General features: G+C 35.6%; 11 protein-coding genes, 6 tRNA genes and 3 rRNA genes. 16 read left to right on the plus strand and 4 right to left on the minus strand.

The genetic code is table 11. From position 1 onward, the window contains the following. Positions 1-134: 134 nt before the first annotated feature. The 13 genes from C820_RS04705 (at position 135) to C820_RS04765 (ending at position 11815) form a co-directional block, all read left to right on the plus strand. Positions 135-1658 (plus strand): 16S ribosomal RNA (locus tag C820_RS04705). A gap of 81 nt (positions 1659-1739) precedes the next feature. After that, positions 1740-1857 (plus strand): 5S ribosomal RNA (gene rrf, locus C820_RS04710). 5 nt (positions 1858-1862) lie between these two features. Then, positions 1863-1936 (plus strand) — tRNA-Ile (locus tag C820_RS04715). 40 nt (positions 1937-1976) lie between these two features. Further along, positions 1977-2049: transfer RNA gene (locus tag C820_RS04720), tRNA-Ala, on the plus strand. A gap of 136 nt (positions 2050-2185) precedes the next feature. After that, positions 2186-5085 (plus strand): 23S ribosomal RNA (locus tag C820_RS04725). Together the 16S, 23S and 5S rRNA genes with 6 tRNA genes alongside form the textbook arrangement of a ribosomal RNA operon. Positions 5086-5170: 85 nt before the next feature. Beyond that, positions 5171-5245: transfer RNA gene (locus tag C820_RS04730), tRNA-Asn, on the plus strand. A 21-nt stretch (positions 5246-5266) separates the two neighbouring features. Then, positions 5267-5339, plus strand: a tRNA-Trp gene (locus C820_RS04735). A gap of 18 nt (positions 5340-5357) precedes the next feature. Next, positions 5358-5431, plus strand: a tRNA-Asp gene (locus C820_RS04740). A gap of 7 nt (positions 5432-5438) precedes the next feature. Continuing rightward, positions 5439-5511 (plus strand) — tRNA-Val (locus C820_RS04745). Between the two features lie 38 nt (positions 5512-5549). Then, positions 5550-5948, plus strand: coding sequence for a DUF2500 domain-containing protein (locus tag C820_RS04750; protein ID WP_004037704.1), 399 nt, complete (start codon positions 5550-5552; stop codon positions 5946-5948). Positions 5949-5965: 17 nt separating this feature from the next. Continuing rightward, positions 5966-6511 (plus strand): hypothetical protein, encoded by a 546-nt coding sequence (locus C820_RS04755; protein WP_004037702.1) that lies wholly within the window; start codon positions 5966-5968, stop codon positions 6509-6511. A gap of 362 nt (positions 6512-6873) precedes the next feature. Further along, positions 6874-7524 (plus strand): TetR/AcrR family transcriptional regulator, encoded by a 651-nt coding sequence (locus C820_RS04760; RefSeq protein ID WP_004037700.1) that lies wholly within the window; start codon positions 6874-6876, stop codon positions 7522-7524. Continuing rightward, a complete protein-coding gene (locus C820_RS04765) occupies positions 7505-11815 on the plus strand; it encodes a 2-hydroxyacyl-CoA dehydratase (protein WP_004037698.1) in 4311 nt (1436 codons plus the stop codon). Before C820_RS04760 ends, C820_RS04765 begins: the two co-directional genes overlap by 20 nt. 48 nt (positions 11816-11863) lie before the next feature. Here the strand turns inward: C820_RS04765 and rd are convergent, their stop codons facing one another. The 3 genes from rd to C820_RS04780 are packed head-to-tail and all read right to left on the minus strand — an operon-like array spanning position 11864 to position 13774. After that, entirely contained in the window at positions 11864-12025 is a 162-nt protein-coding gene (gene rd, locus C820_RS04770; RefSeq protein ID WP_004037695.1) for a rubredoxin, read from the minus strand. A gap of 53 nt (positions 12026-12078) precedes the next feature. Continuing rightward, positions 12079-12903, minus strand: a complete 825-nt coding sequence (locus C820_RS04775; RefSeq protein ID WP_004037693.1) for a nitroreductase family protein — start codon at positions 12901-12903, stop codon at positions 12079-12081. 49 nt (positions 12904-12952) lie between these two features. After that, entirely contained in the window at positions 12953-13774 is an 822-nt protein-coding gene (locus C820_RS04780) for a nitroreductase family protein (protein ID WP_004037691.1), read from the minus strand. 211 nt (positions 13775-13985) lie between these two features. Here C820_RS04780 and cdaA point away from each other — a divergent pair, with 211 nt between their 5' ends. The 3 genes from cdaA to glmM are packed head-to-tail and all read left to right on the plus strand — an operon-like array spanning position 13986 to position 17605. Beyond that, on the plus strand, positions 13986-14852 hold the full coding sequence (gene cdaA / locus C820_RS04785) for a diadenylate cyclase CdaA (protein WP_004037689.1): 867 nt from the start codon (positions 13986-13988) through the stop codon (positions 14850-14852). Then, positions 14849-16234, plus strand: coding sequence for a CdaR family protein (locus tag C820_RS04790; RefSeq protein WP_004037678.1), 1386 nt, complete (start codon positions 14849-14851; stop codon positions 16232-16234). Before cdaA ends, C820_RS04790 begins: the two co-directional genes overlap by 4 nt. A gap of 21 nt (positions 16235-16255) precedes the next feature. Continuing rightward, positions 16256-17605: a phosphoglucosamine mutase gene (glmM, locus tag C820_RS04795; protein WP_004037676.1), complete on the plus strand. Its 1350-nt coding sequence runs from the start codon at positions 16256-16258 to the stop codon at positions 17603-17605. A 63-nt stretch (positions 17606-17668) separates the two neighbouring features. Here the strand turns inward: glmM and C820_RS04800 are convergent, their stop codons facing one another. Beyond that, entirely contained in the window at positions 17669-18229 is a 561-nt protein-coding gene (locus C820_RS04800; protein ID WP_004037674.1) for a uridine kinase family protein, read from the minus strand.

Genomic DNA, 18229 nt, shown 5'->3' on the forward strand with positions numbered 1-18229 from the left:
GAAGTCGAAAAATTGGTCCTTGAAAACTGAACAGTTAAGAAATAAACACAACCCAAGTCTATTCAAAGTTTTTGTAGATTTTTAGTTAAAAAAATCTAATGTAAAAAGTCAGAGTAATCTGAGTAAAAGGATTTTAATATAAGAGTTTGATCCTGGCTCAGGATGAACGCTGGCGGCGTGCTTAACACATGCAAGTCGAGCGAAAATAATTAGGAGCTTGCTTTTAATTATTTTAGCGGCGGACGGGTGAGTAACGTGTGGGCAACCTGCCTTTTACTGTGGAATAATCACTGGAAACGGTGACTAATACCGCATACGGTTCTTAGGAGGCATCTTCTAAGAAAGAAAGGATTTATTCGGTAAAAGATGGGCCCGCATCTGATTAGCTAGTTGGTGAGATAATAGCCCACCAAGGCAACGATCAGTAGCCGACCTGAGAGGGTGACCGGCCACATTGGGACTGAGACACGGCCCAAACTCCTACGGGAGGCAGCAGTGGGGAATATTGCACAATGGGCGAAAGCCTGATGCAGCAACGCCGCGTGAAGGAAGACGGTTTTCGGATTGTAAACTTCTATCAATAGGGAAGAAAGAAATGACGGTACCTAAATAAGAAGCCCCGGCTAACTACGTGCCAGCAGCCGCGGTAATACGTAGGGGGCAAGCGTTATCCGGAATTACTGGGTGTAAAGGGAGAGTAGGCGGCAAGGTAAGCGATATGTGAAAGCCTTAAGCTTAACTTAAGGATAGCATAACGAACTATCTAGCTAGAGTACAGGAGAGGAAAGCGGAATTCCTAGTGTAGCGGTGAAATGCGTAGATATTAGGAAGAACACCAGTGGCGAAGGCGGCTTTCTGGACTGAAACTGACGCTGAGGCTCGAAAGCGTGGGGAGCGAACAGGATTAGATACCCTGGTAGTCCACGCTGTAAACGATGAGTGCTAGGTGTCGGGGAGGAATTCCCGGTGCCGGAGCAAACGCAATAAGCACTCCACCTGGGGAGTACGACCGCAAGGTTGAAACTCAAAGGAATTGACGGGGGCCCGCACAAGCGGTGGAGCATGTGGTTTAATTCGAAGCAACGCGAAGAACCTTACCAAGGCTTGACATCCTCTTGACGAATGTAGAGATACATTTTTTCTTCGGAACAAGGGAGACAGGTGGTGCATGGTTGTCGTCAGCTCGTGTCGTGAGATGTTGGGTTAAGTCCCGCAACGAGCGCAACCCTTATCTTCAGTAGCCAGCAGGTAGAGCTGGGCACTCTGGAGAGACTGCCGTGGATAACACGGAGGAAGGTGGGGATGACGTCAAATCATCATGCCCCTTATGTCTTGGGCAACACACGTGCTACAATGGCTAGAAACAAAGTGAAGCGAGACGGTGACGTTAAGCAAAGCACAAAAACCTAGTCCCAGTTCGGATTGTAGTCTGCAACTCGAGTACATGAAGCTGGAATCGCTAGTAATCGCAAATCAGAATGTTGCGGTGAATACGTTCCCGGGCCTTGTACACACCGCCCGTCACACCATGGGAGTTGGAAGCGCCCGAAGTCGATGACCTAACCGCGAGGGAGGAGTCGCCGAAGGTGAAGCCAGTGACTGGGGTGAAGTCGTAACAAGGTAGCCGTATCGGAAGGTGCGGCTGGATCACCTCCTTTCTAAGGAGACAAAGTTGTGAAATAGATTAACTGTTCAGTTTTGAAGGACTGATAAAAGTTCTAAATAAAAAAATGGAAATTTCTGGTGATGATGCGTTTATGGGAAACACCCGTACCCATTCCGAACACGACGGTTAAGACGTAAACGGTTGATGATACTTGGTGGGGGACCGCCTGGGAAAGTAGATGATTGCCAGAATTTATGGGCTCATAGCTCAGCCGGTTAGAGCGCGCGCCTGATAAGCGCGAGGTCGGTGGTTCGAGTCCACTTGAGCCCATTTTTTAATGTAAAAATAAAAAAACAATATAGAAATAAATGGGGGTTTAGCTCAGTTGGGAGAGCACCTGCCTTGCAAGCAGGGGGTCGCGAGTTCGAATCTCGCAATCTCCAGTAACAGACGAAAAGAAGTCTGTATGCACCTTGAAAACTGAATACAAGAAAAAAGAGTCAAAAATCGAGCAATAATAAATTTTTGAAACAAACTTCTATAAATAAAGTAAAAAAGTAGTAACGCTACTACATTTAAGGTCAAGCAAGAAAGAGCACGAGGTGAATGCCTTGGCACTGGGAGCCGATGAAGGACGTGATAAGCTGCGAAAAGCTTCGGGGAGGCGCACATAGCCAATGAGCCGGAGATATCCGAATGGGGGAACCTGCCTAAGAAAACCTTAGGTATCTGTATGTAAATCCATAGCATACAGAAGGGAACGCTGTGAACTGAAACATCTAAGTAGCAGTAGGAGGAGAAAGAAAAATCGATTTCCTAAGTAGCGGCGAGCGAAAGGGAAAGAGGCCAAACCAGGAGACAAAGTTTTCTGGGGTTGAGGACTGTGTAAGGTATTGAATGGAGATAGTTGAAGTGTTTTGGGAAAGCACACCAAAGAAGGTGAAAGTCCGGTAAACGAAATTGAAATTCAGCCGACAGTATCCAGAGTACTACGGGACACGAGAAACCCTGTAGGAAGCCGGGGGGACCACCCCCCAAGCCTAAATACTCCCCAGTGACCGATAGAGAAGCAGTACTGTGAAGGAAAGGTGAAAAGGACCCCGGGAGGGGAGTGAAAGAGAACCTGAAACCCCGTGCTTACAAACAGCCAGAGGGAAACTGATGGCGTACTTTTTGTAGAACGGTCCGGCGAGTTACAATTACTAGCGAGGTTAACTGTTAATAAGGCAGGAAGCCGAAGGGAAACCAAGTCTGAAGAGGGCGATATAGTTAGTGATAGTAGACCCGAAACCGGGTGACCTATCCATGTCCAGGTTGAAGGAACCGTAAAAGGTTTTGGAGGACCGAACACACATCTGTTGAAAAAGGTGGTGATGAGGTGTGGATAGCGGAGAAATTCCAATCGAACTCGGAGATAGCTGGTTCTCCTCGAAATAGCTTTAGGGCTAGCCTTGAGAGAAGTCTAACGGAGGTAAAGCACTGAACTGACGCGGGTCCCAAAAAGGATACCAACTCATATCAAACTAAGAATGCCGTCAAGATATCCTCAGGAGTCAGACTACGTGAGATAAGTCTCGTGGTCAAAAGGGAAAGAGCCCAGACCGACAGCTAAGGTCCCGAAGTGTATGTTAAGTGGGAAAGGATGTGGGATTTCAAAGACAACTAGGATGTTGGCTTAGAAGCAGCCATACATTAAAAGAGTGCGTAACAGCTCACTAGTCGAGAGAACCTGCGCCGAAAATAAACGGGGCTAAAACATACCACCGAAGCTACGGATTTCCTACGGATGTAGGGAGTGGTAGAGGAGCATAGTGCAAAAGGAAGAAGTCAAAGCGAGAGCAATGATGGACGAAGCAGTAGAGAGAATGCCGGAATGAGTAGCGAGATAGAAGAAAGAAACTTCTAGGCCGAATATCTAAGGGTTCCTGGGTAAAGCTAAACTTCCCAGGGTAAGTCGGGGCCTAAGGCGAGGACGAAGGTCGTAGTCGATGGATAACTGGTAGAAATTCCAGTACTACAAATAATCAGAACTGTGGGGACGCAGGAGGATAGGTAAACCGGGGAAAGGAAAAACCCGGTCAAGCATAAAGGTATGTCAGATAGGAAAAACCGTCAGACTGAGCTGAAATGTGATGAGGACTGAAAAAGAGTAAGGAAGTTACTAAATCCACACTGTCAAGAAAAGCCGCTATAGCATTATTTGTACCCGTACCGTAAACCGACACAGGTAGATGAGGAGAAAATCCACAGGCTGACGGGAGAAGTGTTGTTAAGGAACTCGGCAAAAAGACCCCGTAACTTAGGGAGAAGGGGAGCCAGTGAGAGCTGGCCGCAGAAAAGAGGCTCAAGCGACTGTTTAGCAAAAACACAGGTCTCTGCGAAACCGAGAGGTGAAGTATAGGGGCTGACACCTGCCCGGTGCTGGAAGGTTAAAAGGAGAGGTAAGGCGTAAGCTGAAGCTTTGAATTCAAGCCCCAGTAAACGGCGGCCGTAACTATAACGGTCCTAAGGTAGCGAAATTCCTTGTCAGGTAAGTTCTGACCCGCACGAAAGGTGTAACGATTTGAGCACTGTCTCAACAACACGCCCGGTGAAATTGAAGAACCAGTGAAGATACTGGTTACCCGCAACAGGACGGAAAGACCCCATGGAGCTTTACTGCAGCCTGATACTGGGATTCGATGATATATGTACAGGATAGGAGGGAGGCTAGGAAGCGAGTACGCTAGTATTCGTGGAGCCGCTGGTGGGATACCTCTCTTATATCATTGGATTTCTAACTTGCATCTGTGAACCAGATGAAGGACAATGTCAGGCGGGCAGTTTGACTGGGGCGGTCGCCTCCAAAAGAGTAACGGAGGCGCTCGAAGGTCACCTCAGAATGATTGGAAACCATTCAAAGAGTGTAAAGGCAAAAGGTGGCTTAACTGCGAGAGCGACGGTTCGAGCAGGTACGAAAGTAGGACTTAGTGATCCGGTGGTAATAAGTGGGAATGCCATCGCTCAACGGATAAAAGCTACCCTGGGGATAACAGGCTTATCTCCCCCAAGAGTTCACATCGACGGGGAGGTTTGGCACCTCGATGTCGGCTCATCGCATCCTGGGGCTGAAGTAGGTCCCAAGGGTTGGGCTGTTCGCCCATTAAAGCGGTACGCGAGCTGGGTTCAGAACGTCGTGAGACAGTTCGGTCCCTATCCGTTGTGGGCGAAGGATATTTGAGAGGAGCTGTTCTTAGTACGAGAGGACCGGAATGGACATACCAATGGTGTACCAGTTGCATACCAAATGCATAGCTGGGTAGCTAAGTATGGACTGGATAAACGCTGAAGGCATCTAAGCGTGAAGCCACCCTCAAGATAAGATATCCCAAAACGCAAGTGAGTAAGGTCCCTTGAAGACAACAAGGTAGATAGGTTGGAGGTGTAAGTGCAGCAATGTATTGAGCTGACCAATACTAATAGACCGAGGGCTTGACCTAGTAAAAAAAAGATTTTTGATGATAGCTTGTATTCAGCTTTGAGGGTGTATTTTGCTAAATGGGGACATACTCAATTTTAAGTTAATCCTCGATAGCTCAGCGGTAGAGCATCCGGCTGTTAACCGGAGGGTCGTAGGTTCGAATCCTACTCGGGGAGCCAATTTTATCACTACCGTAGCAAAGGGGTATAGTTCAGTTGGTAGAACGTTGGTCTCCAAAACCAAATGTCGAGGGTTCGAGTCCTTCTGCCCCTGTTAATTTTAATTTCATATGGCTCAGTAGCTCAGTTGGTTAGAGCGCCGGCCTGTCACGCCGGAGGTCGAGGGTTCGAGCCCCTTCTGAGTCGTTATTATGGGAGTTTAGCTCAGCTGGGAGAGCATCTGCCTTACAAGCAGAGGGTCACAGGTTCGAGCCCTGTAACTCCCATTTTTTTATTGAAAAATAAATTTATAGGAGGCATAGAAATGTGGCTTGGTATGTTTTCTATAGGCTTTGGTATATTTTCTATTATGTTTACTATTGTATTTATTATGATAATTGTTTCTTTTGTAGTAATGATAATAAAAAGTGTTGGCACATGGAATAAAAATAACCATTCTCCACAGATTGATGTTTCTGCAGAAGTAGTATCAAAAAGAATAAATGTAGCACGCCATAATCATGTAAATGCAGGAGATGTAACAGGAGGGCATGGTTATCATACTACGTCAAACACATTATATTATGTTACATTTGAATTTGCTAGTGGTGATAGAATGGAATTTCATGTAAATGGGACAGAATATGGTTTATTAAAAGAAGGAGATATAGGTAATTTGTGCTTCCAAGGAACAAGATATTTGTCTTTTGAACGAAATAAATAAAAAGGAATTTAAAAATAATGAAACAAAGTTTAAATTTGTTAAAAAGAGTAGTATCAAATTATAATGAATTTTGTCACTTTGCAGAGCGGCTAGAATGGATAGATATAAAAGAAGAACATGAAAATTGGTTTAGAACTTATCCTTTAGGGATTTTTATAGATACTTTTGAATTTCCAAAGGGGTATTTAAAAAATAATATTGTATCTGCATATGTTAGAGCGATTTTTTCTAGTATAGCATTTTTTGAAGAATGGGATAAAAATTTTTGGAATATACCACAATTAGAAAGAAAAGAAATTTTGACAAAAGGACAAGCACTTTATTTACCTTATGCAGTTGTGAAAGAGCTACGATTTATAAAACGAGATTGGAAATATATTGTAAAAGAAATAGAGTATTTTTCCTCTCGAAATAAAATTTCAGCTTTAAAACAAAAAAAATATATTGATAAATTTGAAAATGCAAAAGCAATTGAAATCGGTGGAAGTTATTCAGATGATTTTATTTATATGGCAATAAAAAAGAATTTGATGTTGATTGTTTCCTGTGGAGTTTGGGATTAAAAATAAATAGCAAGAAATAATATTGTAATAAGTCATATCTTTGTTAATAAAGTATATGATTTTTTTTATTTAATGCAAATAGTAGAAAGTGAATTAACAATATTGTATTAGTATTGTTTGATTTTATGTTAGAATGAAATATGTTTTAGTAAAATCATTGTGAATAAGTGTGTAAAGTAAACATAAAAAAGTATTTTATTTTCATAAAATGGATAATAAATAGGTATAGTAAAAAGTTTTAACAATTTCTTCACAGCAAATTCTATTGTATTTTATAAATTTTTTATTATAATGGTATCTGAAAACCGACTGCTCGGTTTGTTATGATATGTCTGAAAAGGAGAGGAGAGAACTCTGTTATAATGAAAAAAAATATAATTAAAATAGCATTTCAGGTATTTTTAAAAAATGGATTTGCAGGTGTTTCTACAAATGAAATTATAAGAAAAGCAAATATAACAAAAGGCTGTTTTTACCATTATTTTAAAAATAAAGATGACTTGATATATAATGTGATAGTGACATATTTATATCCTTATTTAGAAAGTTCAACTCAGACATTAGAAAAAATGATACTAGAAAATAAAGAATTTAATATAGCACAAAATATATATGATTGGTATACATTTATGCCAAAACTAATATTTGGAATAGAAGAGAATGTCAGTTTTAGAGAAATACAGTTTTTAATATATGAAGGAATGAAAAAATATTTGTATTTGTCAAAAAAAAGTTGCGAGTGTAATCAGAAACAGCATTTTTTACTAAAAGGACTTTTAGAGAAAGGAAAAAAAGATGGTATTATTGCAGCAGAAATTGATACTGATGTTTATGCAACAACTATGATTGCATTAAAATATGGTATGGTTGCTTTACATATATTAGACAATAATATTGATACAGAAGAAAAGTGGGAAAATACATTTAGGGTAATATGGTCAGAAATAGAGGCTATATCCCAAACAGAAAATAGTGATAAAGGAGGATATTTCTATGCAGAAGCAGTGTTGTAAAATGGGTATAGATATTGGTTCAACAACAGTAAAAGTAGTTGTAATTGATAGTAAAAATAATATAATATTTAGTCAATATAGAAGACATTTTTCAGAGATAAAAAAGACAGTAGCAGAATTGTTAGAAGAAGCAAAATTAAATTTAGGAGATATTCCTTTTTATGCTATGCTGACAGGAAGCGGAGGAGTTTCTATAGCAAAGTCACTAAATATTGATTTTATACAAGAGGTAGTAGCAACAGCAAAAGCTATTGAAATAATAGCACCAAAAACAGATGTTGCTATAGAATTAGGTGGAGAAGATGCAAAAATCATTTATTTTTCAAATGGCATTGAACAAAGAATGAATGGTGTTTGTGCTGGAGGAACAGGTTCTTTTATAGACCAAATGGCTAGCCTTTTGCAAACAGATGCAAGTGGTTTAAATGAATTGGCAAAAAATTATAAAGTAATCTATCCTATTGCTTCTCGATGTGGTGTGTTTGCAAAAACAGATATACAACCATTAATTAATGAAGGTGCAGCAAAAGAAGATTTGGCAGTATCTATATTTCAAGCAGTCGTAAATCAAACAATTAGTGGCCTTGCTTGTGGTAAACCTATTAGAGGATATGTTACATTTTTGGGTGGTCCTCTACACTTTTTGTCTGAATTGCGTCAGAGATTTATAGAAACATTAAAATTGACAGAAGAAACAGCAATATTACCAGTAAACTCTCATTTGTTTGCAGCTTATGGTACAGCAATATCAAATGAAGAAAATGCAAAACAAATAAATTTTGATTTCTTATTAGAAAATATTTATCATGGAGAAGAGTTAGCAGTAGAAGTAAATAGGCTAGAACCACTTTTTGAAAATAAACAAGCATATGAAGCATTTCAAAAAAGACATGAAAAAGAAAAGGTGGAAAGAGTTGAGTTGTCCACTTATAAAGGAGATGCTTTTTTAGGTATAGATGCTGGTTCTACTACAACAAAAGTTGCACTTGTATCTGAAAAAGGAGAATTATTATATTCTTATTATGGAAGTAATGAAGGAAATCCTCTTAAAGTGATTATAAAGAGCTTAAACGAATTATATGACAGTATGCCAGAAAGTGTCAATATTAGAAATTCTTGTGTAACAGGCTATGGGGAAGGCCTAGTTAAAGAAGCACTTATGATTGACTTAGGATATATTGAAACAGTAGCACATTATAAAGCAGCTAGCTTTTTTAAACCTGATGTCGATTTTATATTAGACATAGGCGGACAGGATATGAAATGTATTCGAATTAAAAATGATGTGATTGATAGTGTGCAGTTAAATGAGGCTTGTTCTTCAGGCTGTGGTTCTTTTATAGAAACATTTGCTAAATCATTAAATTATAGTGTATCAGAATTTGCAAAAGTAGCACTTTTTGCAAAAAATCCTATTGATTTAGGTTCAAGATGTACTGTATTTATGAATTCTCGTGTGAAGCAGGCACAAAAAGAAGGAGCAGAGGTAGCAGATATTTCTGCTGGATTAGCTTATTCTGTTATCAAAAATGCTTTATTAAAAGTTATTAAAATTGCAGACCCTAAAGCAATGGGTAAAAGCATAGTAGTACAAGGTGGCACATTTTACAATGATGCTGTATTAAAAAGTTTTGAAATTATAAGTGGTAGGGAAGCAGTAAGACCTGATATTGCAGGAATTATGGGAGCATTTGGTGCAGGACTGATTGCACGTGAAAAATATAAAGAAGGCTATCAAACAACATTAATTTCAAAACAAAAAATGAATGAATTAGAAATGAAATCTACATTAACAAGATGTCAAGGTTGCACTAATCATTGCCTTTTGACTATCAATAATTTTTCAAATGGAAGAAAATTTATTACAGGAAATCGTTGTGAAAGAGGATTAGGAAAGGAAAAAGGACAAAATAGTGCTATAAATTTATATGAATATAAAAGAAAAAGATTGTTTGAGCAGTATATTCCTTTAGAGTTGGAAAAAGCATATCGTGGTGTAGTAGGTATTCCTCGTGTATTAAATATGTGGGAGGATTATCCATTCTGGTTTACATTTTTTACAAATTTAGGATATAGAGTAGAACTTTCTCCTTATTCTAGTAAAGCAATATATGAAAAAGGTATTGAGTCTATACCAAGTGAGTCTGCTTGTTATCCTGCGAAATTAGTACATGGACATATTATGAGTTTGATTAACTCTGGTATACGTTTTATATTTTATCCAAGCATAGTATATGAAAGAAGAGATATAGCAGAAGCTGACAACAATTACAATTGTCCTATTGTTACATCTTATTCAGAAAATATTAAAAATAATGTAGAAGATTTAAGAGAGCAAAATATTAAATTTTTAAATCCATTTTTATCTATGGAAGATAAAACAGTATTAATAAAAAGACTTATACAGGAGTGTAAACCTCTTGAAATATCTGCAAAAGAAGTAATGTCTGCTGTAAATGCTGCTTGGCAAGAATGGGGACAATTTAGAGAAGACATTCACAAAAAAGGAATAGAAACATTACAATATATAAAACAGCATAATATGACAGGTATTGTATTAGGTGGAAGGCCTTATCATGTAGACCCTGAAATCAATCATGGCATACCAGAATTAATAGCAAGCTATAATATTGCAGTATTTACAGAAGATAGTGTAGCACATTTAGGAAAAGTAGAGCGTCCTATGGTAGTACGTGACCAATGGACATATCATTCCAGATTGTACGAAGCAGCTGCTTTTGTAAAGACACAGCAAAATTTGGAGTATGTACAATTAAATTCTTTTGGCTGTGGCTTAGATGCTGTAACAACAGATGAAGTAAAAAACATATTGACAAAAGCAGGAAAAATATATACTTCTCTTAAAATTGATGAAGTAAATAATTTGGGAGCAGCAAGAATTAGAATTCGTTCTTTGATTGCAGCAATAGAAGATAGGGCAGAAAAAAATGTACAGATATATCAAGGAGATGCCTCTTTAAAAAGAATTGTATTTACAAAAGAAATGAAAAAAGACTATACAATACTTTGCCCTCAAATGTCACCAATTCATTTTGATATATTAAAAGAAGTATTTAAAAGCAGTGGCTACAATTTAGATGTTATGCCTGCTATGGATAGAAATGCTATTGATACAGGATTAAAATATGTAAATAATGATGCGTGTTATCCTGCTTTGATTGTAGTAGGACAGCTTATAAATGGCTTAAAGTCAGGAAATTATGATGTGAATAAAACAGCTGTTTTAATTTCACAAACAGGAGGAGGCTGTCGTGCTACAAATTATATCAATTTTATTAGAAAAGCACTGGAAAATGCAGGTATGTCCCATGTTCCTGTCATTTCTATTAGTACAGGAGGATTAGAAAAAAATCCTGGATTTAAGCTATCACCTAAATTACTTCATAAAATGTTACAAGGATTTGTATATGGCGATTTATTTATGAGAGTACTTTACAAAGTACGTCCTTATGAAAAATTTAAAAATTCAGCAAATACATTGTATAAGCATTGGAATGAGAAAGTAAAAAAAGATATTGTAAAAGGAAAATGGAGTACATATTGTAAGAATATAGAAAATATTATACATGATTTTGATGTTTTAGAAATTACAGATGAAGTAAAACCTAAAGTTGGTGTAGTAGGAGAAATACTTGTGAAATTTCACCCAACGGCAAATAATGATATTGTTTCACTTTTAGAAGCGGAAGGTGCAGAGGCAGTTGTACCTGATTTATTAGGATTTGGATTGTATAGTTGTTATAATGCTTCACAAAAAAGAAAATATTTAGGAAGTTCTCTAAAAGGCAAATTGTTGAGTGATATTGGCATAGAAATTATAGAATTTTATCAAAGGCCTATGATAAAAGCGCTGACAGAAAGTAAAAGATTTCATGCTCCAGATAATATAAGAGTTTTAGGAAAATATGCAGAACCTATTGTATCACTTTGCAATCAAACAGGAGAAGGTTGGTTTTTAACAGCAGAAATGTTAGAACTAATACGCTCAGGAGTAAACAATATTGTTTGTACACAGCCTTTTGGTTGTTTGCCAAATCATGTAGTAGGAAAAGGTGTTATAAAAGAATTAAGAAGAAAATATCCTCTTTCTAATATTGTAGCAATTGACTATGACCCAGGAGCAAGTGAAGTGAACCAATTAAATAGAATTAAATTGATGCTAGCAAGTGCAAATAAAAATATGTATCAAGTGGAAGCAGAACAAAAAGAAAAAAGAAGAAGAATACATTCTCTTAAAAAAGCTTCTTTTGATATTAATATAAGAGGATAAAAAATAATAAAACCTTCTATGATAAAAATAACATAGAAGGTTTTACTATTATTGTATTTCTTTGAATTGGTCTTTACCAACATTACATAAAGGACATTCCCAATCATCAGGAAGCTGGCTAAAAGGTGTGCCAGGTGCAATATTATGTTCTGGGTCTCCTACTGCTGGGTCATAGATGTATCCACATACTTCACATTCATATTTTTTCATAATTATGTTTCCGCCTTTCTTATATTTATGTTGTATTTGATATAATTTTATAATTATACCATACAATAACTAACAATTTCAAATTCTTCTGGAATTTCTATAGAGTCTGTAGGTTTTTCTAATTTCCATTGCAAATTAAACAATGTGCTACTAACAATGGCTTGGAATACAAACATAATAATACCAGTGTCAATTTTTTGTTCATAAGTATTTGTATTACTATCTTTTCTGATAGCAAGTATAGCTTTTCCGCCTGTTAAAAGAAAACGCCAAGGTTGTCCATTTAAAGTAGAAGGAGCAAGTTTTGAAAAAGCAAATGCCTCCAAAAGTCCTCTTTCTTCTAATACAGAAGCATCTGCACCATTTCCCCATTTGTCAATGTATACCATTTCATCTAAACCAATTTTATAATCTATATGGGAAGAAGTAGCACTTCCTTTTTGTGAAGCATTTGCGTCATAACCTAAAGCAATAAGAGCAACAACTTCTTTGTCAGAAACGATATTTAAACTATCTTTAATTGCTTGACTGTCAGAAAATGTAATCCAGCAGGAGGCGATGCCTAATTCTGTTGCTTTTAATATTAAATTTTGACCAATATAGCCAGCATTTTCAATATAGTATGGTTTTTTCTCTGAAAGTACTATAATATAATGAGGTGCATCTATCATGTTACCTTTGTAACCAGCAACACCATGTAAACTAAGATATGCTTCGTTGCTGAGTATACGCACATCTGTTTCAATGCTATCATCAATTTTAATACAATTTTGAGCATAGTCTTTTATTGTTTTTAATTTTTGGTTATCGATGGTATCTTTTTTGTATTCTCTAACAGACTTTGTATTTAGTATAAGATTTTGGTAATTTATTCCCATAATTATGTTTCCGCCTTTCTCATATTTGTTTATATTTGATATGACTTTATTATACCATACAATAACCAACAATTTCAAACTCTTTTGGAATTTTTATAAAATCTACAGGCTGTTCTAATTTCCATTGTAAATCAAACAATGTGCTACTAACAATCGCTTGAAATACAAACATAATAATACCAGTATCAATTTTTTGTTCATAGACATTTGTATTTTTATCTTTTTTAATGGCAAGTATGGCTTTTCCTCCTGTTAGAAGAAAACGCCAAGGTTGTCCATTAAGAGCAGAGGGAGCAAATTTTGAAAAAGCAAATGCTTCTAGAAGTCCCCTTTGTTCTAATATAGAAGCATCTGCACCATTTCCCCATTTGTCAATGTATACCATTTCATCTAAATCAATTTTACAGTCTGTATGAAAAGAAGTAATTGTTCCTTTTTGAGGAGCATTTGCATCATAACCTAAAGCAATAAGAGCAACTACTTCTTTATCAGAAAGTATATTTAAACAGTCTTTGACCACTTGACTATCAGAAAATGTAATCCAGCAGGAAGCAATGCCTAGTTCTGTCGCTTTTAAAATCATATTTTGACCAATATAGCCAGCATTTTCAATATAATATGGTTTTTTCTCTGAAAGTATTATAATATAATGTGGTGCATCTATCATATTGCCTTTATAACCAGCAATACCATATAAAGAAATATAGCTTTCAGTGTTAGATAGTATACGTACATCAATTTTAATATTATCATCAATTTTGATACAATTTTCAGCGTATTCTTTTATTATTTTTAACTTTTGAATATCAATGGTGTCTTTTTTATATTCTCTAACAGATTTTGTGTTTAATATAAGATTTTGGTAATCCATAGATATACTCCTTTAAAAATATTTGATGTTTTTTATTGTAATACTATTTTGTTCTAAAATTTCATTTTTATACAAAAATGTAAATGATTATAACCATGGAACATTTTTTTGTGATATAATTAGAAAGGAATGTTGATATGTGCTGTTTCATATACTGATAAAGCATAAAAAGATAGTATTTAAAAATAGTCGAATAGGGTGGAAAGGGTTTATGGAATGGATAAAAAGTTTTTTTGGTGATTTAGGCATAACAGATTTTATGCGTCCAACAGTAGGCATTTTTGATTTACTGGATATTTTAATTGTTGCATATGTAATTTATAAAATTGTATTTTGGATTAAAGAAACTAGGGCATGGGCGTTGTTTAAAGGAATATTAGTAATATTTGTTTTTGCAGCGGTAGCAGCGGTTTTGCACTTAAATACAATTATGTGGATATTGACAAATACAATTTCTGTAGGTATTATTGCAGTTATTGTGGTGTTTCAGCCAGAGTTGAGAAAAGCATTGGAAGAATTAGGAAAAGGAAAAGCATTTTTGTTTTTCAGCAATTTGGCAAAAGTAGATACAGAAGGAAGTAACCAAAAAATAGCAAACCGTACAATTGAAGAAATATTAAAAGCAGCAGATAAAATGGCAGCAGTAAAAACAGGTGCATTAATATTGTTAGAGCAAGATGTACCTCTAGGAGATTTAGAGAGAACGGGTATTCCTATTGATGCTATTGTATCTAGTCAGCTTTTAATTAATATATTTGAACATAATACACCACTTCATGATGGTGCTGTAATTATACGAAGTAATAGAGTAGCTGCAGCAACTTGTTTTTTGCCTTTAACAGAAAGTAATGATATTAGTATGGAATTAGGCACAAGGCATAGGGCAGCAATAGGAGCAAGTGAAGTTTCTGATGCCTATGTAATTGTTGTTTCTGAGGAAACAGGTGCTATTTCTATGGCACAAGGAGGTACACTTTATAGAGATGTAACAGTGGACTCTTTGAGAAAAATGCTTTCTGGTTCAACGAAATCTACCAAAAGAAAATTGGTATTATGGAAAGGAAGGCAAACAAAATGAAAAAATTACAAGAGAAAATAATGAAAGATATTGGTTGGAAATTACTTTCTTTAGCAATTGCGATAGCATTGTGGTTTATGGTAATCAATATAGAACATCCTGTTACAACAAGGATATATACACAAACAGTTACAATAGAAAATATAGATGCTTTAACACAGCAAGGATTGACCATATTAAATAAAGGACAACTGGAAAACATGAAAGTATCTGCAAAAGTGAAAGCACAAAGAACTGCGTTAGATAGATTAACGCAATATAAAAATAGTATTAAAGCTGTGGTAGATTTTAGTAAATTAGAAAATATAAAATCTGGTGATACAACATCATTAGACGTTTCTTTTTTATTGCCTGATAGTGCAGGAACAGGATTTGAAATTGTAAGTCAATCTCCGGAAAAGGCAGAGATAATGATAGAAAAACTTGCGGCGAAAAGAATACCGATTACTGTTCATATCAATGGAGAAGCAGGAAATGGATATACTACATTACAGCCACAAATTTCTCCTTCTTCTGTACAGATTTCTGGAGCAGCTTCTGTAGTAAGTCGTGTGAAAACAGTAGAGGTAAATGTGGACTTACAACAAGCATCAGAGGATATTGTTGTAACAGCACAGCCTGTTGCTTATGATGAAAATGGTAAACAAGTAGAAGGTATTACTATAGATGTATCTAAAGTACATATTTCTATAGGAATACAAAAAAATAAAATGGTAAACTTAACAGCAAGTACAAAAGGTGTTCCAGAAGAAGGATATGAAATTGCAGAAATACGATGGTCACCACAAGCAATCAATGTTGCTGGAAGTGAAGCAATATTAAATAGTTTGCAATCTATTACATTGCCAGCAGTAGATGTAACAGGTGCAAACCAAACGGTAGTAGAGTCATTTTTATTAAATGAAATATTGCCAGATGGCATTATGTTGAGTAATGATACTCCTTTAGAAGCAGAAGTTTCTGTAGTGATACAACAACAGGAAGAACAACAAATTACAGTACAAAGTGCAGAAATAACATTGCAAGGAGTAGAAGAAGAGAACTATGATTATACCCTTTCTGAAAAGAGTGTTTCATTACAATTGACAGGTTCTGCTAGAGAATTAGCAGCCATTACAACAGGTAGTATTGCGGTGACAGCAAATGTAGAAAATTTAACAGAAGGAGAACATGATGTTGCATTAGAAATAACATTGCCTGAAAATATTTCATTAGTAGGTGAAGTTCCTTCTATTGTGATAACAATACAACAAAAACAACAACAGCAGCAACCAGATATATCGCAACAACCAGAACAAAATGAAAATGAAACAAATATAGACACAGATACAGATATAAATACAGATATAGAAACAGAACAAACATCAATATCAGAACAATAGCATTTTAGGAGGAGTTTAATAATGGGAATTTTGTTTGGTACAGATGGCGTCAGAGGTATTGCCAATACAGAACTGACTGGTACACAAGCGTATAATTTAGGCAGAGCAGGAGCATATGTTTTAACAAAAGAAAAAAAACATACACCAAGAATATTAGTAGGATTGGATACTAGAATTTCAGGAGATATGTTGGAGTCAGCACTTGTAGCAGGTATTTGTTCTGTAGGAGCAGAAGCAATACAAGTAGGTATTGTTCCTACACCAGCAGTTGCTTATTTGGTACGAAAATATAAATTAGATGCAGGAGTAATGATTTCTGCTTCTCATAATCCTGTAGAATATAATGGAATTAAATTTTTTAATCATTTAGGATATAAGTTGCGTGACGAATTAGAAGAAGAAATTGAAGATATTATGTTTCATAATATGGAGAGCTTGCCTCAACCAACAGGAAAGAATATTGGTATAAAGTCTATTGCGGAAGATGCTTTAGATGATTATATTTCTTTTTTGCAACAATCTACAGACAGTACTTTTGAAGGAATTAAAGTTGCGATTGACTGTGCAAATGGTTCTTCTTATAAAGCAGCACCGATTTCTTTGTTAAATTTAAAAGCTCGCCTTTGTATTATACATAATGAACCAAATGGTATTAATATCAATGAAAATTGTGGTTCTACTCATATACAAGATTTGTGTGCTTTTGTAAAAGAAAATAATGCTGATGTAGGATTTGCTTTTGATGGTGATGCAGATAGATGCCTTGCAGTAGACGAAAATGGTCAGCTTATTGATGGAGATAAAATACTTGCAATTTGTGGTATGGCAATGAAACAACAAAAAACATTAAAAAATAATACTATTGTTGCAACAATTATGTCTAATATGGGGCTATCAATGTTAGCAAAACAACAAGGTATTCAAATTGAACAAACAGGTGTAGGAGATAGATATGTATTAGAAAGAATGATTGAAAAAAATTATAATTTGGGAGGAGAACAATCAGGCCATATCATATTTTTAGATTATAATACAACGGGAGATGGCATATTAACAGCAATACAATTTTTAACTGTTATGAAAAAGACAGGTAAAAAAGCCTCTGAATTGGCAGCAATGATGGAAACAATGCCTCAGGTTTTGGTAAATGCAAAAGTAAATAATAATAGAAAAAATGATTATATGGAAGTAGAAGAAATTAGAGAAGCCATTGAAAATTTGAATACAAAATTTAATGGGGAAGGTAGAGTGTTAATTCGTACTTCTGGTACAGAGCCTCTTGTTAGGGTAATGATAGAAGGAAAAGATTTAGAAGTGATGCAAAAAGAGGCTGAAAAATTAGCAGAATTGATTACAGAAAAGTTACAATAAATTTTAGTATTAAATAAAAATAGTGTTAATAAAAGCGTGTCAATTTTTGACACGCTTTTTCTGTTATGTTTGAAAGTATAAATCGCAATTCTCTTTTACATTGTAAGTAGAAAAATAATATTCTTCTAAAGGTATCCATTTTTGACGAAAAGTATTTACTGCTATTTCTCCATTTCTTTTTTTTATTCTGTTTATTTGTTCTTTTGGTTCTACACTCAAAAATATTTTGATGTCATATTGTTTTTGTAATGTAGGGTGACAGCTATAACAACCCTCTATAACTGTAATAGGACATAATGGAACAAAAATAGTTTCTGACATCACTTCTTTATGACAATCATAGCGATGATAATAAAATTCTTTACCATTTTTGAGAGGAGTAAGTACTTCTTTATAAAATCGTTCGTAATCTACATTTCCTCCAGGTTGTAAAAGTCTTTGCTCTGTTATTTGCTCTGGACATAAAAAGAAGTAATCCATATGAATAACATTACAATTTAATTCTTTTTGTAAATAAGATGAAAGTGTAGTTTTTCCTGAGGCACATCTGCCATCAATTGCAATAAGCAAAGGAGTATTTGCATCAGAAACGGCATTTATTTTTTGTAGTATTGTTTGATACAT

This window comes from Clostridium sp. MD294, assembly GCF_000364165.2.
Classification (GTDB): Bacteria; Bacillota; Clostridia; order Lachnospirales; family Anaerotignaceae; genus Coprocola.

Coding starts and splice junctions, on each gene's coding strand:
- C820_RS04750 (WP_004037704.1), top strand. CDS start 5,550: ATGTGGCTTGGTATGTTTTCTATAGGCTTTGGTATATTTTCTATTATG.
- C820_RS04755 (WP_004037702.1), top strand. CDS start 5,966: ATGAAACAAAGTTTAAATTTGTTAAAAAGAGTAGTATCAAATTATAAT.
- C820_RS04760 (WP_004037700.1), top strand. CDS start 6,874: ATGAAAAAAAATATAATTAAAATAGCATTTCAGGTATTTTTAAAAAAT.
- C820_RS04765 (WP_004037698.1), top strand. CDS start 7,505: ATGCAGAAGCAGTGTTGTAAAATGGGTATAGATATTGGTTCAACAACA.
- rd (WP_004037695.1), bottom strand. CDS start 12,025: ATGAAAAAATATGAATGTGAAGTATGTGGATACATCTATGACCCAGCA.
- C820_RS04775 (WP_004037693.1), bottom strand. CDS start 12,903: ATGGGAATAAATTACCAAAATCTTATACTAAATACAAAGTCTGTTAGA.
- C820_RS04780 (WP_004037691.1), bottom strand. CDS start 13,774: ATGGATTACCAAAATCTTATATTAAACACAAAATCTGTTAGAGAATAT.
- cdaA (WP_004037689.1), top strand. CDS start 13,986: ATGGAATGGATAAAAAGTTTTTTTGGTGATTTAGGCATAACAGATTTT.
- C820_RS04790 (WP_004037678.1), top strand. CDS start 14,849: ATGAAAAAATTACAAGAGAAAATAATGAAAGATATTGGTTGGAAATTA.
- glmM (WP_004037676.1), top strand. CDS start 16,256: ATGGGAATTTTGTTTGGTACAGATGGCGTCAGAGGTATTGCCAATACA.
- C820_RS04800 (WP_004037674.1), bottom strand. CDS start 18,229: ATGTATCAAACAATACTACAAAAAATAAATGCCGTTTCTGATGCAAAT.